The 21,579-nt window shown below is 39.0% G+C and carries 22 protein-coding genes and 1 tRNA gene; 9 read left to right on the top strand and 14 right to left on the bottom strand.

The genetic code is table 11. From position 1 onward, the window contains the following. The first annotated feature begins 59 nt into the window (after positions 1–59). The gene (locus DV427_RS04530) at positions 60–872 is read left to right on the top strand and encodes an urease accessory protein UreD (protein WP_114891452.1); all 813 of its coding nucleotides are present in this window, start codon (positions 60–62) and stop codon (positions 870–872) included. A 155-nt stretch (positions 873–1,027) separates the two neighbouring features. Continuing rightward, positions 1,028–2,446, top strand: coding sequence for an aspartate ammonia-lyase (gene aspA, locus DV427_RS04525; RefSeq protein ID WP_009500795.1), 1,419 nt, complete (start codon positions 1,028–1,030; stop codon positions 2,444–2,446). A gap of 87 nt (positions 2,447–2,533) precedes the next feature. Here aspA and tal read toward each other — a convergent pair whose 3' ends face one another. Then, entirely contained in the window at positions 2,534–3,487 is a 954-nt protein-coding gene (gene tal / locus DV427_RS04520) for a transaldolase (protein WP_114891451.1), read from the bottom strand. 123 nt (positions 3,488–3,610) lie between these two features. Then, the gene (locus DV427_RS04515; RefSeq protein ID WP_162790261.1) at positions 3,611–4,477 is read right to left on the bottom strand and encodes a VirK/YbjX family protein; all 867 of its coding nucleotides are present in this window, start codon (positions 4,475–4,477) and stop codon (positions 3,611–3,613) included. Between the two features lie 103 nt (positions 4,478–4,580). Here DV427_RS04515 and yihA point away from each other — a divergent pair, with 103 nt between their 5' ends. Next, positions 4,581–5,198, top strand: a complete 618-nt coding sequence (gene yihA, locus DV427_RS04510) for a ribosome biogenesis GTP-binding protein YihA/YsxC (RefSeq protein WP_114891450.1) — start codon at positions 4,581–4,583, stop codon at positions 5,196–5,198. A 115-nt stretch (positions 5,199–5,313) separates the two neighbouring features. Beyond that, entirely contained in the window at positions 5,314–6,843 is a 1,530-nt protein-coding gene (locus DV427_RS04505) for a YifB family Mg chelatase-like AAA ATPase (protein WP_114891449.1), read from the top strand. A 36-nt stretch (positions 6,844–6,879) separates the two neighbouring features. Here the strand turns inward: DV427_RS04505 and deoC are convergent, their stop codons facing one another. Continuing rightward, positions 6,880–7,551, bottom strand: coding sequence for a deoxyribose-phosphate aldolase (gene deoC / locus DV427_RS04500; RefSeq protein ID WP_114891448.1), 672 nt, complete (start codon positions 7,549–7,551; stop codon positions 6,880–6,882). A gap of 116 nt (positions 7,552–7,667) precedes the next feature. On the opposite strand from deoC, the gene DV427_RS04495 reads away from it, so the two are divergent. The 5 genes from DV427_RS04495 (at position 7,668) to rfaC (ending at position 12,131) form a co-directional block, all read left to right on the top strand. Beyond that, entirely contained in the window at positions 7,668–8,171 is a 504-nt protein-coding gene (locus tag DV427_RS04495; protein ID WP_114891447.1) for a protein disulfide oxidoreductase, read from the top strand. A gap of 52 nt (positions 8,172–8,223) precedes the next feature. Continuing rightward, positions 8,224–9,150, top strand: coding sequence for an ADP-glyceromanno-heptose 6-epimerase (rfaD, locus tag DV427_RS04490; RefSeq protein WP_005636304.1), 927 nt, complete (start codon positions 8,224–8,226; stop codon positions 9,148–9,150). A gap of 85 nt (positions 9,151–9,235) precedes the next feature. After that, positions 9,236–10,276: a lipopolysaccharide heptosyltransferase II gene (gene waaF, locus DV427_RS04485; RefSeq protein ID WP_114891446.1), complete on the top strand. Its 1,041-nt coding sequence runs from the start codon at positions 9,236–9,238 to the stop codon at positions 10,274–10,276. Beyond that, entirely contained in the window at positions 10,273–11,178 is a 906-nt protein-coding gene (locus tag DV427_RS04480) for a DMT family transporter (protein WP_114891445.1), read from the top strand. The genes waaF and DV427_RS04480 overlap by 4 nt, the downstream gene beginning before the upstream one ends. Further along, positions 11,175–12,131: a lipopolysaccharide heptosyltransferase RfaC gene (gene rfaC, locus DV427_RS04475; protein WP_114891444.1), complete on the top strand. Its 957-nt coding sequence runs from the start codon at positions 11,175–11,177 to the stop codon at positions 12,129–12,131. The genes DV427_RS04480 and rfaC overlap by 4 nt, the downstream gene beginning before the upstream one ends. Positions 12,132–12,174: 43 nt before the next feature. Here rfaC and DV427_RS04470 read toward each other — a convergent pair whose 3' ends face one another. The 11 genes from DV427_RS04470 to glyQ all read right to left on the bottom strand — a co-directional run bounded on the left by DV427_RS04470 (position 12,175) and on the right by glyQ (position 21,458). Beyond that, complete coding sequence (locus DV427_RS04470) at positions 12,175–13,398, bottom strand: MFS transporter (RefSeq protein ID WP_114891443.1); 1,224 nt, start codon at positions 13,396–13,398, stop codon at positions 12,175–12,177. Between the two features lie 261 nt (positions 13,399–13,659). Next, entirely contained in the window at positions 13,660–13,794 is a 135-nt protein-coding gene (locus DV427_RS09605; protein ID WP_275895599.1) for a hypothetical protein, read from the bottom strand. A gap of 198 nt (positions 13,795–13,992) precedes the next feature. After that, a tRNA-Ile gene (locus DV427_RS04460) sits at positions 13,993–14,069 on the bottom strand. 146 nt (positions 14,070–14,215) lie between these two features. After that, positions 14,216–14,965 (bottom strand): glycosyltransferase family 25 protein, encoded by a 750-nt coding sequence (locus DV427_RS09480; protein WP_205334667.1) that lies wholly within the window; start codon positions 14,963–14,965, stop codon positions 14,216–14,218. Between the two features lie 57 nt (positions 14,966–15,022). Continuing rightward, the gene (gene glyS, locus DV427_RS04450) at positions 15,023–17,089 is read right to left on the bottom strand and encodes a glycine--tRNA ligase subunit beta (RefSeq protein WP_114891442.1); all 2,067 of its coding nucleotides are present in this window, start codon (positions 17,087–17,089) and stop codon (positions 15,023–15,025) included. Positions 17,090–17,106: 17 nt separating this feature from the next. Further along, positions 17,107–17,880 carry a DUF3825 domain-containing protein gene (locus DV427_RS04445; RefSeq protein WP_114891441.1) on the bottom strand — a complete coding sequence of 258 codons (774 nt, stop codon included), beginning with the start codon at positions 17,878–17,880 and terminating at the stop codon, positions 17,107–17,109. A gap of 236 nt (positions 17,881–18,116) precedes the next feature. Then, positions 18,117–19,394: a histidine-type phosphatase gene (locus DV427_RS04435; RefSeq protein WP_114891440.1), complete on the bottom strand. Its 1,278-nt coding sequence runs from the start codon at positions 19,392–19,394 to the stop codon at positions 18,117–18,119. Positions 19,395–19,403: 9 nt separating this feature from the next. Then, positions 19,404–19,850, bottom strand: coding sequence for a hypothetical protein (locus DV427_RS04430; RefSeq protein ID WP_114891439.1), 447 nt, complete (start codon positions 19,848–19,850; stop codon positions 19,404–19,406). Next, positions 19,850–20,230, bottom strand: coding sequence for a hypothetical protein (locus DV427_RS04425; protein ID WP_114891438.1), 381 nt, complete (start codon positions 20,228–20,230; stop codon positions 19,850–19,852). Before DV427_RS04425 ends, DV427_RS04430 begins: the two co-directional genes overlap by 1 nt. A 1-nt stretch (position 20,231) precedes the next feature. Continuing rightward, a complete protein-coding gene (locus tag DV427_RS04420) occupies positions 20,232–20,492 on the bottom strand; it encodes a hypothetical protein (RefSeq protein ID WP_114891437.1) in 261 nt (86 codons plus the stop codon). Between the two features lie 57 nt (positions 20,493–20,549). Beyond that, on the bottom strand, positions 20,550–21,458 hold the full coding sequence (gene glyQ, locus DV427_RS04415) for a glycine--tRNA ligase subunit alpha (RefSeq protein ID WP_005628151.1): 909 nt from the start codon (positions 21,456–21,458) through the stop codon (positions 20,550–20,552). Between the last annotated feature and the right edge of the window lie 121 nt (positions 21,459–21,579).

Raw genomic sequence — 21,579 nt, 5'->3', positions numbered from 1 at the left:
GTTTGTTTTTTGCACAATAGGATATCATATTTTAAACAGAAAACTTTTAGTTATTTTTTATGAACAGCAAATTATCCCTTTCCACCAAACTTTCCTCAAACGGTAAAACTCAACTTGATGAATACTTTGTGACGCCACCTTTTAAAGTAATGACGTTATCTGCTTATGCCGATTCTTGGGAAAATGGACTTAGTGCAATGCAAATGTCTTCATCGCCGGGATTATTAGCTGGAGATCGCATTGATATTCAAATAACGCTCGAAAAATCAACCGCACTTTCTTTAAATACGCAGGCATTCACTCGAGTTCAGGCAATGAATGAGGGAGATTTTGCCGAGCAAAATACATTAATTCAACTTGCTGAGAAAAGTCGTTTATTTTATTTACCTCATCCATTGGTTTTGCATAAGGATTCTGCATTTAAACAAAAAACATTCATCAATATGCAACCTGAGAGTACGCTCATTTATGGTGAAATTGTGGCTATTGGGCGAGTGGCAAATGATGAACGTTTTGAATTTCGCCAATTTTCTTCTCATTTAAAAGTTCAGCTTGTGCAAGAAAATGGGAAAGTTAAACCGCTGATGTTAGATTGTATTCAGTGGTTACCGGCTAAAATGAATTTAACTGCTTTAAGCCAAATGGAAGGTTTTTCACATCAGGGATCATTGGTTTACATTAACTTACAAAAAACATCTGCAGAAATTAAGCAGATAGCGCAACAGCTTCAACAGCAAGAAACAGATAAATCCTTACTTCTTGGTATATCTCAGTTGAGTGAAGGTGGGTTGATTGTGCGAGTGTTAGGGCATAGAGCAGAGCAAATTCAGAACCTGTTTGAGAAAATTGGTGAGCAGTTAAAATCTGCATAAGTTTGATAGACAACTGATTTTCCCCTAAAAAAACTAATCCGAAAAATGAAAATATGTCTTGAGAGCATTTCTTGAAAATGTGATCTTAGTCAAGTTTTTTCTCCTTAAAATTTCTATAATGGCGTCAAATTAACTAACCAGAAAAGGTGATTCAAATGACTCAATTTAGAAAAGAAGTAGATTTACTCGGCGAACGTGATGTACCAGCAGATGCATACTGGGGGATTCATACATTAAGAGCGGTAGAAAATTTCAATATTTCTAACGTAACCATTTCTGACGTACCAGAGTTTGTGCGTGGCATGGTGATGGTGAAAAAAGCAACGGCTTTAGCCAATGGTGAATTAGGTGCGATTCCAAGTGATATTGCAAAAGCGATTGTAGCAGCTTGTGATGAAATCCTTACTACTGGAAAATGCTTAGATCAATTCCCATCAGACGTATATCAAGGTGGTGCAGGTACGTCTGTCAATATGAATACCAATGAAGTAGTTGCTAACCTTGCACTTGAAAAAATTGGCCATAAAAAAGGCGAATATAACGTGATTAACCCGATGGACCACGTTAATGCAAGCCAATCAACCAATGATGCATATCCTACTGGTTTCCGTATTGCAGTGTACAACAGCATCTTAAAATTGATTGATAAAATTCAATATTTACACGACGGTTTTGATAATAAAGCAAAAGAGTTTGCGAACATCTTAAAAATGGGGCGTACCCAATTACAAGATGCAGTGCCGATGACTGTTGGTCAAGAATTCAAAGCTTTCGCAGTATTGCTTGAAGAAGAAGTGCGTAACTTAAAACGTACTGCAGATTTACTCCTTGAAGTAAACCTTGGTGCGACTGCAATCGGTACTGGTTTAAATACTCCACAAGGCTATACAGAATTAGTTGTAAAACACCTTGCTGAAGTAACTGGATTAGCTTGCGTACCAGCAGAAAACTTAATTGAGGCAACATCTGACTGTGGTGCTTATGTCATGGTTCACGGTGCATTAAAACGTACTGCAGTGAAACTTTCTAAAGTATGTAATGACTTGCGCTTACTTTCTTCTGGTCCACGTGCTGGTATTAAAGAAATTAACTTACCTGAATTACAAGCTGGCTCTTCTATCATGCCTGCAAAAGTAAACCCAGTTGTTCCTGAAGTAGTGAACCAAGTATGCTTTAAAGTAATTGGTAACGATACCACTGTGACCTTCGCATCTGAAGCAGGTCAATTACAATTAAACGTAATGGAGCCAGTGATTGGTCAAGCAATGTTCGAATCTATTGATATCTTAACGAATGCTTGTGTGAACTTACGCGACAAATGCGTGGATGGCATCACTGTAAACAAAGAAATTTGTGAAAACTACGTGTTTAATTCAATCGGTATCGTGACTTACTTAAATCCATTTATCGGTCACCACAACGGCGACTTAGTGGGTAAAATCTGTGCGCAAACAGGTAAAGGCGTACGTGAAGTTGTGTTAGAAAAAGGTTTATTAACAGAAGAACAATTAGATGACATTCTTTCTGTAGAAAACTTAATGAATCCAACTTACAAAGCGAAATTAAATAAATAAGTCTGAATGATTTATTCAGTCCTCGAATAGAAATAACCGCACTTTTATTAATTAAAAGTGCGGTTATTTTTTATATTGAATTACGGATTAAAGTTTTGCTGAAAGCATGCTTTCCAATTTTTCTTGGTCAACAGCAAATTTACGAATACCATCTGCTAATTTTTCAACAGCCATAGCATCGCTGTTATGTTGCCAGTAGAACTCAGCTTCTGTTAATGGTTGTGGTTTCGCTTTTACTTCGCCTTTGTATTCTAGTTTGCGTACAAGTGCGGTTGAATTTTCTTGTAATTCTTTCAGTAATGCTGGTGCAATGGTTAAACGATCGCAACCTGCAAGTTCAGTAATTTCACCTACATTACGGAAGCTTGCGCCCATCACAACGGTGTTGTAGCCATATTCTTTGTAGTAATTATAGATTTTGGTAACAGAAATAACGCCTGGGTCTTCTGCAGGTGCATATTCTTTTTTGTCTGAATTTGCTTTGTACCAGTCTAAAATACGACCTACAAATGGAGAAATTAAGTAAACGCCCGCTTCGGCACAAGCACGAGCTTGCGCTTCAGAGAATAATAAGGTTAAGTTACAGTTAATGCCTTCTTTTTCAAGGATTTCTGCAGCACGGATACCTTGCCATGTTGAAGCAATTTTAATCAAAATACGATCGTTTGAAATGCCTGCTGCATTATAAAGTGCGATTAATTTACGCGCTTTTTCAACCGTTGCTTGTGTGTTGTAAGAAAGACGGGCATCCACTTCAGTAGAAATACGTCCCGGAACGATTTTTAAAATTTCTAAGCCAATATTTACCGCTAATTTATCTTCTGCATCAATAAGTTGCTGTGTTTTATCATTGCTTTGAGCTTTTGCATACGCTACCGCTTCATCAATTAATGGCGCATATTGTGGAAGTGCAGATGCGCTTAGAATTAATGATGGGTTAGTAGTCGCATCTTGTGGTTGATATTTTTTAATCGCGTCGATATCGCCAGTGTCTGCGACCACAACGGTCATTTGACGAAGTGAATCTAATTGAGTTGTCATTTGTATCTCCTATTCGAGTGAAATGGAATGAATAATGTCGGCTACGATAGCATAAATTTAATCTTAAAAGGAAAAATTTTTCGATAGAAAAAATAGGCGCAGGCGTTGATCTGCGCCATTATTTTAAAGATTGAGAGTGTCTTTTATAGTGAGAGTTATTTCATCTAACATGGCATAGCGTTTACGATACATGGAACGTTTTTTACTTGGAATATCATCCAGATTTCGATCCATTTCTAAAGGCAATTCCCAGTAATCTTTTAATTCTCCGCCTGATTCACCAAAAATTGCATCATAGTCCACAGTGTATTGTTTACTTTGGATGAAGCGAGACTTATTTTGGTATTTTTGCGGAATGCCAAGCAATTTATCGTAGCCTAGAATTTTTGTAAGTGATTTCATGGTTTCAACCATTAAATAGGCTGGGCGCAAACCGTGGCATGATTTGGTGAGTTGTTTCACCATTTCTTTTGAACCTTCAAAATTTGGCCCTTGTACAACAGCAATAAGTAGCGCATCGCCCAATTTGGCAAAAGTAAGCAAATAGACTAATTCATTTCTTGGTTTATGCCATAGCTCCAATACCCAATATCCTTCCATCGGTTGATGAGTTGTCATACTTAATGTCATTTCAAAATCAGGGATGACCTCGCCAAAACTTAATGGTTTTTCCCATAACGGCGTAGAAAGTGCGGTAAGTTTTTTAGGTAAAAATAAAAGGTTATCACAAACGGCATTAAAACGTTGTGATGCATTGAAGCGTTTATCCAGAAAACGACAAGCAACAGGATAACTATAATCCAAGTGCGTATTAAAAATATCGACGAGAAAAGGATGCTGATTGATAAATTGTTCAAAGCGACGAATTGAACCACGATTTAAAAAGCTACGTAAGTTATAACGCCAATGTTTTGGTGCATCAAAACGCCCTGGTCGATATGGGTAAATATCCTTAGATTGAGGCCATTGGTAAGTTGTTTTTGTTGTCATCTGAATTGCCATGAATTGGTTATAATTTTGGCGCAAATTTTGACATAATTTCAAGAAATTTTCCATTTATGCTATTCTTAGCGCAATTTTAAAAGGAATCCTTATGTCTGAAATTAAACTTAATTATCATAAAACTCATTTTTTAACGAGCGCGCCGAATATTCGTTCTATTCCGGAAGATACCGGCATTGAAATTGCGTTTGCGGGTCGTTCAAATGCGGGGAAATCGACCGCACTTAATGCATTAACCAATCAAAAAAGCTTAGCCCGCACTTCAAAAACACCGGGGCGCACACAATTAATCAACTTATTTGAAGTGGAACCAAATTGTAAATTGGTAGATTTACCGGGCTATGGTTATGCAGCCGTACCAGAGCAAATGAAAATTCAATGGCAAAAATCATTAGGCGAATATTTGCAAAAACGAGAATGTTTGGCTGGATTGATTGTGTTGATGGATATTCGCCATCCGCTTAAGGATCTTGACCAACAAATGATTGAATGGGCGGTTTCTGCAGATTTACCAGTACTTTTATTGCTTACTAAAGCCGATAAATTGAGCCAAAGCGCACGTAGTAAACAAGTGAAAATGGTGCGCGAAGCGATTCTTCCATTCCAAGGTGATATTCAAGTAGAAGCCTTTTCTGCACAAAATAAAATTGGTATTGATAAACTTGCAGCGAAATTAGATTTTTGGTTTTCGCCACTTTTTGCGGAATAAAATATAAATTTTGCGATCTAGATCGCAAGAAAAGCACATGATGAATGATTTCATTATGTGCTTTTTTTTATAGTGCAAAAACTATTTTCATTTTTACCGCACTTTAAGGATTATTATGTCCCTTGCTATTGTTTACAGCCGTGCTTCTATGGGTGTGCAAGCACCGCTTGTCACCATTGAGGTGCATTTAAGCAACGGAAAACCAGGATTTACACTTGTTGGTTTGCCCGAAAAAACGGTGAAAGAGGCACAAGATCGGGTGCGTAGTGCGTTGATGAATGCACAATTTAAATACCCAGCCAAACGTATCACAGTGAATCTCGCCCCTGCAGATTTACCGAAAGAAGGTGGACGATTTGATTTGCCTATTGCCATCGGAATTTTAGCCGCATCAGATCAGCTTGATGCGAGCCGTTTAAAGCAATTTGAATTTGTGGCTGAGCTTGCGCTGACGGGGCAATTACGTGGCGTTCATGGTCTAATTCCCGCTATTCTTGCGGCGCAAAAGTCAAAGCGAGAATTAATTATCGCGAAGCAAAATGCGAATGAAGCCTCGCTCGTGTCTGATCAAAATACTTATTTTGCGCAAACGCTTTTAGATGTAGTTCAATTTCTCAATGGTCAGGAAAAATTACCTCTCGCCACTGAAATTGTGAAAGAAAGTGCGGTAAATTTTTCAGGTAAAAATACATTAGATTTAACGGATATTATCGGACAACAACACGCCAAACGAGCATTGACCATTGCCGCAGCAGGGCAGCATAATTTGCTCTTTCTTGGCCCACCGGGTACAGGGAAAACCATGTTAGCTAGCCGATTGACAGGGCTTTTACCCGAAATGACCGATCTAGAAGCGATAGAAACGGCATCTGTAACGAGTTTAGTTCAAAACGAGTTAAATTTTCATAATTGGAAACAGCGTCCTTTTCGCGCACCACATCATAGTGCATCAATGCCGGCTTTAGTTGGAGGTGGAACGATCCCAAAACCTGGTGAAATATCCTTAGCAACAAATGGCGTACTTTTTCTTGATGAACTTCCAGAATTTGAGCGAAAGGTGTTAGATGCACTACGTCAGCCTTTGGAAAGTGGTGAGATTATTATTTCTCGTGCTAATGCCAAAATCCAATTTCCAGCTCGTTTTCAATTGGTGGCAGCGATGAATCCAAGTCCGACAGGCCATTATACGGGGACTCATAACCGAACTTCACCCCAGCAAATTATGCGTTATTTGAATCGACTTTCAGGGCCATTTTTAGATCGTTTCGATTTGTCTATTGAAGTACCTTTATTGCCACAAGGAAGCTTACAAAATACCGGCGATCGTGGCGAAACCAGCGCGCAAGTACGAGAAAAAGTGTTAAAAGTGCGTGAGATTCAAATGGAAAGATCGGGGAAAATTAACGCTTATTTGAACAGTAAAGAGATTGAACGTGATTGCAAGTTAAGTGATAAAGATGCCTTTTTCCTTGAAAATGCGCTGAATAAACTAGGGCTTTCTGTTCGGGCTTACCATCGTATTCTGAAAGTTTCTCGAACCATTGCTGATTTGCAAGGAGAACAACAAATTTCTCAACCGCACTTGGCGGAGGCCTTGGGCTATCGAGCTATGGATCGTTTGCTGCAGAAATTGTCGAATATGTAAAAACGCGTGGTGAGAATACCACGCGTGAAAGGAGGGCTAGTAAGTGCTTTGGGTATCTTGCGCGCCACTAATAATTGCAATGCCCGCACTTGCACCAATGCGTGTCGCACCCGCTTTAATCATTGCAAGTGCTGTTTCAGTATCACGCACGCCGCCTGATGCTTTAACACCAATATTGCCGACCGTTTGTTTCATCAATGCAACATCTTCTACGGTCGCCCCGCCTTTATTGAAGCCTGTTGATGTTTTAACAAAAGCCACACCGATTTCTTTACAAATTTCACAGGCTTTCACTATTTCATCTTTAGTGAGCAAACAAGTTTCTAAAATCACTTTTAATGGCGTGCCATTACAAGCATTAAACACCGCTTGAATATCTTGTTTTACCGCATCCCATTTTTGCGATTTTATCCAACCTACATTAATCACCATATCAATTTCATTAGCACCTGCTTTAATGGATTCTTGTGTTTCAAATGCTTTTACAGAGGTTAAATTCGCACCCAAAGGGAAGCCAACTACGGTGCAAATTTTTACATTTGAGCCAGCAAGTTTTTCTTTAGCGAGTGGAATATAACCAGAATTGATACATACAGAATAAAATCCGTGTTCAATCGCTTCATTACAGAGTGTCAAAATATCTTGTTCATTTTTTTCTGCAGTCAGTGCGGTGTGGTCGATATATTGAGCAAGTTGATTCGGTGTCATTATTTTCCTCCTTATTTATGTTTTACCTATTGTAGCAAAAATCCCTTGTTTTTGACTGTGCTTTTATGCTTGATTACAATCATCTCAACTAGATAAGGAATAAAGGAATAAAGAAAATGAAGATTAAAAAATTACTTAAGAATGGATTATCCCTCTTTTTAACGTTTATTGTGATGAGTAGCATACTGGATTTTGTTCGTCGTCCTGTGGTGCCAGATGAAATAAATAAAATCACGTTACAAGATCTTCAAGGGAATACGTTCTCTCTTGAAAGTCTTGATCAAAATAAAGCGACGTTGCTTTATTTTTGGGGAACTTGGTGTGGTTATTGTCGCTATACTTCGCCAGCGATTAATTCTTTAGCAAAAGAAGGCTATCAAGTTGTATCGGTGGCGTTACGTTCAGGCAATGAGATGGACGTAAATGATTATTTAAGTAAGAATGACTACCACTTCACTACGGTTAATGATCCTAAAGGTGAATTTGCAGGACGATGGCAAATTAATGTGACGCCCACAATTGTGCTATTGAGTAAAGGCAAAATGGATCTTGTTACAACAGGCCTCACGAGTTATTGGGGATTAAAAGTGCGGTTGTTTTTCACAGAGTTTTTTGGCTAAGCGGTAGAAAATCTATTACAATACGCAGACTTATTTTAAAGAGGACAGAATTATGATTATCGTAACAGGCGGCGCTGGTTTTATTGGCAGTAATATTGTCAAAGCATTAAATGATTTAGGGCGCAAAGATATTTTAGTGGTAGATAACTTAAAAGATGGCACGAAATTCGCAAATTTAGTTGATTTAGACATTGCAGATTATTGTGATAAAGAAGATTTCATTGCTTCTATTATCGCGGGCGACGAATTTGGCGATATTGATGCAGTATTTCACGAGGGGGCATGTTCTGCGACTACGGAATGGGATGGCAAATACATTATGCACAACAACTACGAATATTCTAAAGAGTTGTTGCATTATTGCCTTGACCGTGAAATTCCTTTTTTCTATGCCTCAAGTGCGGCAACTTATGGTGATACCAAAGTATTCCGTGAAGAACGTGAATTTGAAGGCCCATTAAATGTTTATGGCTATTCTAAATTCTTGTTCGACCAATATGTGCGCAACATTTTGCCAGAAGCAAAATCGCCAGTATGTGGTTTCCGTTATTTCAATGTTTACGGGCCGCGTGAAAATCATAAAGGTTCTATGGCGAGTGTAGCATTCCACTTGAATAACCAAATCTTAAAAGGCGAAAATCCAAAATTATTTGCAGGCAGCGAACACTTCCGCCGTGATTTTGTTTATGTAGGCGATGTGGCTGCAGTGAATATTTGGTGCTGGCAAAATGGTATTTCGGGTATTTACAACCTTGGTACAGGAAATGCAGAAAGTTTCCGTGCAGTGGCTGATGCAGTAGTGAAATTCCACGGTAAAGGCGAGATTGAAACCATTCCATTCCCAGAGCATTTGAAATCTCGTTATCAAGAATATACTCAAGCAGATTTGACTAAACTTCGCTCAACAGGCTACGATAAACCATTCAAAACAGTCGCGGAAGGCGTGGCTGAATATATGGCGTGGTTGAATAGAAAATAAACCGTAGGTTTGCCTACTTCTCATCAACAAAGTGCGGTTAAAAATCTCGGTATTTTTGACCGCACTTTTATCTGAAAGACAGAAAATGAATATTCTAATTATCGGCCCTTCTTGGGTTGGCGATATGATGATGTCGCACAGTTTGTACCAGCAACTGAAAATTCAATATCCAAACTGCAATATTGATGTGATGGCACCGAATTGGTGTAAGCCTTTGCTTGCGCGTATGCCAGAGGTGCGTAAGGCGATTGAAATGCCATTAGGGCACGGGGCCTTTGAATTGGGAACGCGTTATCGTTTAGGAAAGTCTTTGCGTGAACAATATGATATGGCGATTGTTTTGCCTAATTCATTGAAATCTGCGTTTATTCCTTTCTTTGCAAAAATTGTTCATCGTCGTGGTTGGAAAGGCGAAAGCCGTTATATTTTATTGAATGATTTACGAGCCAATAAAAAAGATTATCCAATGATGGTGCAGCGTTATGTTGCATTGGCTTTTGAAAAAGATGCCGTACCAAAAGCTGATGATATTTCTGTCTTAAAACCCTATTTGACGGTTGAGCCAGCGCAACAAGCTGAAACCTTAAAAAAATTTGAAAAACAAACCGCACTTTTAGGCGAACGTCCAATTATTGGTTTTTGTCCTGGCGCAGAATTTGGCCCTGCAAAACGTTGGCCACATTATCATTATGCTAAATTGGCAGAAATGCTCATTGAAAAAGGCTATGCGGTAGAATTATTTGGTTCTGCTAAAGATGAACTAGTGGGCGAAGAAATTTGTCAAGCGCTACCAGAAGAATTACGTGAGTTTTGTGTCAATTTAGCAGGAAAAACCAACTTAAATGAAGCGGTGGATTTAATTGCAAATTGTACGGTAGTCGTGACCAATGACAGTGGTTTAATGCATATTGCGGCAGCAGTCAATCGTCCATTGATTGCACTTTATGGACCAACTAGCCCGCAATATACGCCACCGCTTTCAGATAAAGCAACGATTATTCGTTTAATTGAAGGTGGATTGATTAAAGTTCGTAAAGGCGACAAAGAGGGAGGTTATCATCAAAGTTTGATTGATATTACGCCGGAAATGGCATTAGAAAAATTAGAGGCATTATTAGCAAAATGAACCCTATCCGCATACATTTACAATTAATTGGAATGGTGATTTTATGGGGAGCCTCTTGGCCTTGGGGACGAGTGGTTGCCCAAGCTATGCCGACATTTATTGCTTCAAGCGTACGCTTTTTTTTCGCCATTATTCCACTCATTATTTGGCTATATGCGGCAAATCGTTTCAAATATGCTAAACAACTGCGACCTAATCAATGGGTGGGGTTATTGTTAACGGCTTTGCTTGGGATCTTTGGTTATTCGACTTTCTTTATTTGGGGTTTGAAATATGTTCCAGCAGGGCAAGGAACGATGGTCGTTGCCTCTAATCCCGTCTTTACGATGTTTTTTGCTATTTTATTATTTAAAGAAAAATGGAATCGCTGGGTTGTATTAGGGATGATTATTGCGATTAGCGGTTCTTTGTTAGCCATGACAAAAGGGAATCCAACTAACCTCTTACAAAATTTTGGATTCGGTCAAATGTTATTGCTTTGTGCTTTAGTTTGCTGGGTTGCTTATACTTTATTGGCTCGTAAAGTATTAATTGGAATTGATTCTCTCACTGCTACTACGATTTCTTCTACTTTTGGTTTTTTTATGCTGACGTTGGCAGCATTATGGATGGAAAGTGCGGAAGATTGGGCAACCGTATTTCAATTAAATGGATCGCAATGGTTTAGTTTACTTGGTCTTGCATTTGGCTCAACGGTATTGGCTTATGCATGGTATTTTGATGGTGTGAAACACTTAGGGGCAGGCAATGCCTCGGCTTATATTATTCTTGTGCCGATTTTAGGCATTTTATTCTCTGCCGTTTGGTTGAATGAACAAGTGGATTCCTCCTTAATTATTGGGGGTATTTTAGCCGTATCTGGGCTTGGCATTATGCACTGGGGAAGAAGGTTAATTAAATGAAAGTATGTGTGATTAAGACTTCCTCTATGGGGGATGTGATTCATACTTTGCCGGCATTGACTGATGCACAGCGTGCTATTCCTAATCTCTCTATTGATTGGGTGGTGGAAGAGAATTTTGCAGAAATCCCACGTTGGCATTCTGCAGTGAATCAAATTATTCCAATTGCTTTAAGACGTTGGCGAAAATCGCCTTTTTCCATTCAAACAAGAAATGAGTGGAAAAATTACCGCACTTTGTTGCAGGCTGAAAACTATGATGCGGTAATTGATGCGCAAGGTCTCATTAAAAGTGCATTATTTGCAACTCGTTTCGCTCAGGGTGTGAAACATGGCTATGATCGTCAAAGTATCCGAGAGCCATTAGCATCTTTTTTCTACGATAAAAAATATGTCATTTCTTATCAACAGAATGCGGTGGAACGAATTCGTCAGCTTTTTGCCCAGAGTTTAGGTTATGAATTACCTCAAATTCAGGGCGATTATGGTATTGCTCGCCATTTTCTTCATCAAACTTCAGAACAAAACTATGTGGTATTCATTCATTCTACAACTCGGGCAGATAAGCATTGGGAAGAATCAGAATGGCAAAAATTGATTGAAAAAATTACCGCACTTTCTGATTGCAAAATTCATTTGCCTTGGGGAAATGAACTAGAAAAAGCGCGAGCAGAGCGTTTGGCTCAAGCTTATTCTAATGTGATCGTGTTGCCGAAGTTAACTTTAACGGAACTTGCAAAACAGCTTGCGAATGCAAAAGCCGTTGTGTCTGTGGATACAGGCTTGGCGCATTTAACTGCCGCCTTGGATAAGCCCAATATTACGCTTTATGGCGCAACGGATCCTAAATTGATTGGCTGTTATGGCAAAAATCAGTATTATTTATCGTCAAGTTCAATGAAAGAAATTTCAGCTGAACAGGTGTTCTCACAATTGCTTCCTTTTATTTCATAAAAAATGCTCTCACTTGGCGAGCATTTTTATCTTTTATATTTTCTTAGTCTAAGGCTTGACCTTTTAATTCAGGGATTAAGAAAATTGTCGCTAACATATCAATTACGTAGATAATCGCAAGTATGGCGATGGCAGTTTGGAAAGAGTAGGCAAGTACAACCGCGCCTACAACCACAGGTCCAAATCCCCCTACGGCACGACCAATATTGAAAAGTACGTTTTGTGCGGTTGCTCGAGCTTCTGTTGGATAGGCTTCTGCCATCAATGCACCGTAACCACCCATCATTCCGTTCACAAACATACCTAAAAATGCCCCAGCAAGAAGCATGATGTCAGGATCCGTAAGTTGTGAGTAAACCACGATACTTATCACCGCTCCTAATTGGAAAAGTAAGAAACTTGGTTTGCGCCCGATTCGGTCAGCAAGTTGTCCGAAAATCCAAATGCCAGCCATCATGCCACAGACGGTAACGGCGGTCCAAAGCCCAGATTTAGTTAAACTGAACCCAAGTTGTTTTGATAAGAAATTAGGTAACCAAATCATAATGCCGTAATAACCGAAGTTTTGTACGGAGGTAAGTACAACGATACCAAGGCTAATTTTGCTCGTGGCTTTATCTTTAATAAGAAGCTGGAATGAACGTAATTTATCAGTAAAACTGGATTGAGTTGAAAGTACGGTTTGTTTTTGAGTGAAAATTTCAGGTTCGTGTAGATGAGAACGTAAGAACCAAGCGACAAATGCAGGGAAGATACCCACCAAGAACATTCCACGCCAGCCAATATGCGGGAGCAATAATGGTGTAAGTAATGCGGCACCTAACACACCAGCTTGCCAACCCAATGCAACATAAGATGCTGCTTTAGCTCGGTGACGTGCAGGCCATGCTTCTGCTGCTAGAGCCATCCCAATTCCAAATTCACCGCCTAAGCCAATGCCAGCAATTGTGCGATAAATCAGTAAATCCCAGTAACCTTGTGCAATCGCACACAACCCAGTAAATACCGCAAAAAGAAGAATGGTCCAAGTAAGTACCCGTACACGACCGTATTTATCGCTTAATGCGCCAAATAAAATGCCGCCAAATACGGCACCAATAAGCGTCCATGTCACGAGAGAGCCACCTTGTGCGGGTGTTAGACTTAAGTCTGCGGAAATTGCACTAAGCATGAAACCTAAAATGAGAAGATCAAAACCGTCCATTGCATAGCCGACGGCAGAGCCAATTAAGGCTTTCCAGCCATAACTGTTTACTTTGTTTGTCATGATGTGTCCTTTTATTACTCGCGGGTAACATTTAAAGTGAAAAGAAGGGTGATTAAAAATCGGTGGCTAGTTTACTGCATTGATGAAAAAATTCAATGAACAGAATACGAAAAGAAGCATAAAAATTGATTTTGAATAAGAAGGAAAGGGGAAAATAAGGGGGATTAAATTAGGATAGCTGTGAGAAATGACGCAAGCTTCTAAATGGAAGATACAATGCGTGAACGATAAATTATCAGACACGCAAATATTTAAGATAAATTAAGCCTCTTCATCTAAAGTTTTATAAACCAATATACGAGCCTTATCTCTATCAGAAAATAGTTGCTCTTTATTAGTTAGTTTAATTCCATGAATATAAGAATCAGTGAATTTTTTTGAAAAGTCTCTAGCCATTGTTCAAGCCCTAATAAATAAAAATTTACCGTTCTTCTGTTCCCTCGTTTTTGTTCCTTCATAAAGAGGGAACATTTAAGGGAACAATAAAAACGAACAATGACAAACAATAAAAGACGAAAACAACAATAAGGTTGATTATAAAATGCTGTTTTTATGATGTTTTTTGACAGAAAAGACGTTATTTGACAAGTCGAATGGTCCCCCCTACCGGACTTGAACCAGTGACCAAGCGATTATGAGTCGCCTGCTCTAACCGACTGAGCTAAGGGGGGAAAGTGCGGAAATTATAGAGAAATAATCACTTGAAGTCTATAAAAGAAAGGATGATTGATGGAAAATTAATCATCCATTTTTATCACTATTAAAAGAAGTGTTCTAAATGTTACGCAATATTTAATTATGGAGAGTACTCAAATTATTACGTATTACACCTTGCTCTTTGACGATCCACCTCTAAATCAGAAGGTGCATTATGCCCTCCAATAATATAACCCAAATGAGGCTTAACCCCTCTTACCCTTTCTTTATCACAAAAAACTTCAAACCAATCAGCTAGCCAATAAGGTTTTTCTTTTTTTAAGTTTTCAGTTAATTCAATTGCAAGAGATTTTCGTATTAAATATAAACTTGATCCCTGATTATTATAACCATAATACATAGGACAGAAATTTTCATCTAAATTAAACCAATCAAAGGCTAAACTTTGTAAAATAATTAAATCTACATTTTCTTGGTTCAAAAAATATCCGTTTTCAAAAACATCTATCACTTTTTGAAGTGAGGATTGTAAATCATCTTTTAAGAGCACATCATCTTCAGCAATAATAGCAAAATCTCGCTCCAGTAAATCATCGTCATTTGCAATTGCTTTCCAACATGCAATATGGGAAAGGGTACAAGCAATTTCGCCTGAAGTTATCTTCTGTCCCAGTAAACTTTCACACTGTGCAATATTAAAAAAAATTTCTAAATCAAATAGCTCAAGTAATTTCTTATCAACAGCGGGCATACGCGTAAATAAATTTGCTGAAGCTTGAGAAAAAAACTTTCTTAATCGTTCAGGAGAACGATTCAAATTAATGACGTACCCTTTTATTTGTTTGTTTGTTTGTTTGTTTGTTTGTTTGTTTGTTTGTTTGTTTGTTTGTTTGTTTGTTTGTTCAAGCATAATTTTCTTTTTTGATTAGAATCGAAATTTAAAAGCCCATTTCTGGGCATTAAATCATTATTGTAAAACAGAAATATTTGCTACCTGTAAGAACAAGTTTTGTAACGTATTTAAAATCGCTAAGCGGTTTTGACGTAATGCAGGATCTTCGGCATTTACCATCACGTTATCAAAGAAACTGTCCACTGGTGCGCGTAAGTTTGCTAATTTATCTAATACTGCGGTGTAATCGCCTTGTGCGATAAACGGTTGTACTTCAGTGCGTAATGCAAGTACCGCTTCAGCAAGGGCTTTTTCTGCTGGTTCTACGCAAGCGGTCAAATTGATCTCGCCAATTGCAGCATCTGCTTTGGCTAAGATATTACTTACACGTTTGTTTGCTGCTGCTAACGCTTCCGCTGAATCTAAAGTACGGAAGTGTGATACTGCACGTACGCGCGCATCAAAATCAGCAGGGCGAGTTGGACGACGTGCCAATACGGCTTGAATCACATCCACTGCAATGCCTTCATCTTGATACCATGCACGGAAACGACCAAGCATGAAGTCCACCACATCGGCGACCACATTTTGATTGGTAAGTTTATCACCGAAAAGTGCGGCTGATTTTTTCACTAAATCTTCTAAATCTAGTGGTAAATTTTTCTCTACGATAATACGTAATGCACCTAATGCCGCACGACGAAGTGCAAATGGGTCTGCGCTACCTTTTGGTGCTTGGCCGATGCCGAAGATACCCGTTAAAGTGTCAAATTTATCCGCTAAAGCGACCGCACTTGCAACGAGTGATTTTGGTAACTCATCACCCGCAAAACGTGGCATATATTGTTCGTTTAACGCCACTGCTACTTCTTCATCTTCACCATCATGACGAGCATAGTGCATGCCCATTACGCCTTGCGTATCAGTGAATTCGAATACCATGTTGGTCATTAAGTCACATTTTGACAGTAAACCTGCACGTTTTGCTTTCGCTTCATCTGCACCGATTTGTTTTGCAATTTCGCCTGCCAGTTGCTCAATGCGGTCAGTTTTGTCTTTCAATGTACCGAGTTGTTGTTGGAACAATACGGTTTCTAAACGTGGTAAACGATCAACCAGTTTTTGTTTTAAGTCGGTTTTGAAGAAGAATTCCGCATCGGTTAAACGTGGGCGAACCACTTTTTCGTTCCCTTCGATAATTGCCGTTGGATCTTCAGGGTTGATGTTCGAGACAAAAATAAAGTGCGGTAATAATTTGCCGTCTTTGTCATAAATCGGGAAATATTTTTGGTCACCTTTCATGGTGTAAACCAAGGCTTCCGCAGGCACCGCTAAGAAGCGTTCTTCAAATTTAGCCGCTAAAACGTTTGGATATTCTACCAACGAAGTCACTTCTTCAAGCAGACTTTCTTCAATATCAGCCACGCCGCCAAGTGCGGTTGCTTTTGCTTGAGATTTTGCCAAAATTTCTGCTTTACGCTCGTTGAAATCTGCTACTACAGAACCTTTTTCACGCAATAATTGCGAATATTGGTCTGCGTGTTGAATTTCAAATTCTTTCTCGCCTAAGAAACGGTGACCGCGAATAGTGCGAGCACTTGCCACACCTAAAATTTCGCCTTCAATTAACTCATCACCTAACAACATAGTCACGGTATGAACTGGACGAATAAACTGCACTGTTTTGTCAGCCCAACGCATTGGTTTTGGAATTGGCAATTTCGCCAACGCATTTGCCACAATATCGTTCAGCAAGTTTTTGGTCGGCTGACCTTCAATTTTTGCACGGTGAACTAACCATTCACCTTTATCAGTGGCAATGCTCTCTGCTTGCTCAACGGTAATTCCACAACCACGCGCCCAGCCTTCTGCCGCTTTAGTTGGTTTGCCTTCTGTATCAAAGGCAGCTGAAACTGCCGGCCCGCGTTTTTCAATTTCTTTGCTTGGTTGTTGTGTGGCTAAGTTCAACACTTTCACCGCCAAACGACGCGGCGCTGCAAACCATTCGATTTTATCGAATGATAAACCCGCTTGGTTTAATTCCGCCTCAACATTATCCGCAAAAGAGGTCGCTAATGTTTTGAGAGCTTTTGGTGGCAGCTCTTCTGTGCCGATTTCTACTAGGAAGTTTTGGGTTGTCATTTTAGATTCTCTTAATACTATGGGATTAACCAATCTCTATCAGGTCTAGCTAATTGTCTAGCATTATTATATGCCATATCAAGCGTTAAACAGGTAGCTGCTCTATAAGCATTACTAGTTTTAATATATTCAACAACTATTGCTAAATCAGCCCTTCCTGGCTTACTCAAACATAAAGGAAGAAGCAATTGAACTTTATTCTTATAGTAATGAGGAATTGCCGTTTTATAGTTCCTTCTAACTCTTTCTTTCGCATTATCTATAGCCCCATTCAGTAAAGTTTGCAAAGTAAAATCTGGCATACTATTGAATGGTTCTGGAAATCTATCCTTATTGTCTGCGATCATATGCTCAATATTAGGTATTAACTCTTTTCTACAATCAAAAACCAATAGGGATGGGTCATCAAAATAATGAGCCATATCGGGTAGAGTCTGAAACTTCTGCATTTCATATTCTCCTTTTCTTTTCCAAGCTTTAAAAAGCCAAGGAGCTCTAGGAGAATGATGGTTACTCTTTTCACACAAAATGAATATCGATTCTTGATTGTCGGTCACTAATCCTGTATTAAATGTCAACCATTGCCCACAAGATGAAATTTCAATCTTCTCTTCCTGTGATAATCTTTGATATGTATATTGTAAATAATTGAATAATACTGGTTTATTCTGGTTAGTCTTTGTATATTGATAATCCCAGTTTTCCTTTTCCGCCAAGGAAGATAGTTCATCTAATTTTTTATCCATCTCATGGAAATAAACTAGATCAAATAACTTTTCTGGATGTTCCATATATTCTTTCCTCTTAAATATATAAAAATATGTATATAATAAATCTATCTGGTATATAAATGGCCACAATGCACGTACACGAAAATGATACACTTTTATGTGTGTTAAGCTTTATTTCACACACCCTACAATTATTTTGGTAAATAACCGTTCTTTCCACCGCCAAATGCAATCGTTGCTCCAATACTTCTTTACTTGGCAACACCGTCATATATTCCGCGATATGAATATCAGAATTATCTACTTCCCGATAGCTTGCTGTTTCCAACACTCTCACTCAACACCTGTTGAAAACGCTCGTAATCACAAAAACCATTTTCATCTTTTTTACAGCCTTTGAGGGTTAATGCTGTTTGGTTTGGTGGCATCGCTAAACTTAGTGGCGTAATGTTAATCAACTGTTCAGTGGTTTGATACACATAATCCAACTTAAATTTGAGCTTACCACTTGGTTTATGTTTCCACACTTCAAATAGCAACTTACCGCCGATTGGGATATTTTCCAATGAATCATTCAACTCATAAGGCTCAACACCTAGTGCTGCAAGCAGAGCGACGATATTAGAATCGTGTCCAACCAATAAATTAATTTTGTTTTCGCTATTTAGCTGTTGCTGAATAAATGCCAATAACGGATATGACGCATTTTGTGCTAACGTTTCGTTGTTTTTAAATAAAGTGCGGTAATATTCGTTTTTAATTTCGTTAATCGCACGCCATTTTTCTTGGCTATCCACGCGGCCGTTTGCGATTTCTGAATCAGGCTTACCCACATAATGTGCGAGCAATAACGCACTGACAATTTTCTTTCCGGTGCTGATAGAACCCGTAATTTTTACCGACTTACCGTCTTTAATACTGTATTCACCGACTTTTCCACCTAAATCACATTCGCCTTTTTGTAAGCAGTTTGGTGAATTTTTATAATCGATAATTTCACTTAATAACGCATAATTCGGTGCTAATTTTTGCTGTAAAGCGGTTAAATCAACGTTATTTTTTGCAGATTCAATCAAGGCTTTACTTGGATTGTGCGCCTGTGTATTAAAAATCGGATCTTTTTCAGAACCAATTTTACCGTGATGTTGCAGTTGAACATTACAGCCCGCAAATGCACCAGAAACAATCGCTTGCCCTGTTGCAATGGTGCGTTGCACACCATTTGCATAAGCAAAAATGCCTTCGCCCGATGCACAACGTTCTGTTGTTAGTAACCCTTTATCTGCAAGCCATTGACCTAAATACTGTCCGAAATAGGTTTCTAGCACCGTCCCTTTTGCAGTGAGATAGCCAGATGGTACATTCCATTTTGCCCATTCATACGGGGAATATTTCGCCATTTCTTGCGGATCTTTTTCCACTGGTGAACGCAATCCGTGTCGGCTGAAAATCAATACTTTCTCTAATTCATAATCAGAACTTGAGGAAGTTTGACCATTTTCTGTTGCAAACGCACTACTTGCTAAAACTGAGCCAAGCAAAAGTGCGGTGAATTTTAGGGTTATTTTTTTCATATTCGATACCTAATCATTTAATGTTGAAATTGAGCTATAAAAATTCAAGGCATATTTGGTGCCGTAAGCTAACACCATAAATACTGCAACAATATTGACTACCGCAAAAAAGATTAGTTGTTTACTGTTGCTCTCCACCCAGAGCATTTTAAATAATGCGAGCGTACCAATATTTTCATCAAGTTCGCTCTCTCCGCTTAGTGTTCTTAAGGTTTTCAGCATCTCGCGTACAAAAGCGACAGTATTTATTACCATGACGCTGAGTGCAATAAATCCTGAAGCCAAACTTAAAAACAGCACTAGCACATTACTCCACGCCCAATGTGTCCAATTCAGCTCAGAATACATAAATAACGCCAGTGATAAAAACAACACAGCGGGTGTTAAATTTCGCAAAAACATTAAATAGTCATCACCAATTTTAAATAAAAATTGTAAAAAACTGACCTTCTTCATTACTTACTAATCTTCCAACTTTTCTTGGTTTTCATTAAACGCACTTTGCCATCTTTGGAGACATATCCGCCTTTTACCACATCTAAAATCGTATTTTCAGGCAAATCAGAAGCAAACACTTCAACCTGTTGTTTATCTTCCGAAAGAATGCCATAAACCGCTTGGGTTTTATTCGCAGGATCGTCTAGCTTAATATCCGCCATATCAAACACTTGTACACAGGCTTTTTTCAAATAAGAATAAGACTGTCCCGCACTTGGTAAGCAACCGTGAGCATCTGTTTCACCGCCCAGAGTTAGCATTTCAGCTTGTGGTTGCGCATTGCTACAAGCGGTCAAAATCATCGCTGAAGTTGCAAGAGCTAACGTTTTTTTTATCACTTTAGAAAATCTCTTTTAATTTGGATTCATCTAAAACAACATCGCCATTTAGTAATAACAACGCAGGAATACCTAAATAGCCATTTGCTTTCGAGTTATTAAATTCTGCATTACTATCGCGTAAACGAATGAATTGTTTGAGATTAGGTAATGAAGTCATTATTTCTGCTTCATCGTAATCCACGCCTAAGCGATCCAACTCCGCGACAAATGGTGCGGTATCTGGGCATGTTTCTGCATAAAAAAGAATTGGTTTTCTCATTTTGCTCTCCTGAAGTGCGGTCAAATTTCACCGCACTTTTGTGAATTTGTTTAAGCCTTATTTTTTACAACCAGGGAAACCTAAGGCTTCACGGCTAGCATAGTACGCTTCTGCCACGCCTTTAGTTAAGGCACGAATGCGTAAAATATAGCGTTGGCGTTCGGTCACTGAAATCGCTTTACGCGCATCTAATAAGTTAAAGCTGTGTGCTGCTTTCAAAATACGCTCATAAGCTGGCAATGGTAACGGTTTTTCTAAGGCTAATAACTCTTGTGCTTCTTTTTCGTATTGATCGAAGCAGTAGAATAAGAAATCTGTGTTTGCGTGTTCAAAGTTATAGGTTGATTGCTCAACTTCATTTTGATGGAAAACATCGCCATAAGTGGTTTTGCCTAATGGACCGTCAGACCAAACTAAGTCATACACAGAATCGACGCCTTGAATGTACATTGCCAAACGCTCTAAACCGTAAGTCACTTCGCCCGTTACAGGTTTACATTCTAAGCCACCCACTTGTTGGAAATAGGTAAACTGGGTCACTTCCATGCCGTTTAGCCATACTTCCCAGCCCAAGCCCCATGCACCTAAGGTTGGGTTTTCCCAGTTATCTTCTACGAAACGAATGTCGTTTTTGGTCGGGTCGAAACCAAGCATTTCAAGGGAACCTAAATAGAGTTCTTGAATGTTATCTGGAGAAGGTTTGATCACCACTTGGAACTGGTAGTAGTGTTGTAAACGGTTTGGGTTTTCGCCATATCGACCATCTGTCGGGCGGCGTGAAGGTTGCACATAAGCAAATGCCATCGGCTCTGGACCTAATGCGCGTAATGCGGTCATTGGGTGAGAGGTACCTGCGCCCACTTCCATATCAAAAGGTTGCACAATGGTGCAGCCTTGGTTTGCCCAATATTCTTGCAAGGCTAAAATCATACCCTGGAATGTTTTTACGTTAAATTTTGTGCTCATAATCGTTGATCTAATGTGATTAAAAATGCCCGCATTATACTTGAAAGCGCAAGGCGGATAAAGGTGAAAAAGTGCGGTCAAAAAACGAATTTTTTTACAAAATGAACAGAATTTTTAAAGT

The organism is Haemophilus haemolyticus (assembly GCF_003351405.1).
Taxonomy (GTDB): Bacteria; Pseudomonadota; Gammaproteobacteria; order Enterobacterales; family Pasteurellaceae; genus Haemophilus; species Haemophilus haemolyticus_N.
The sequence above is the reverse complement of the archived record's forward strand: the minus strand, read 5'-3'. Positions and strand labels throughout refer to the sequence as shown.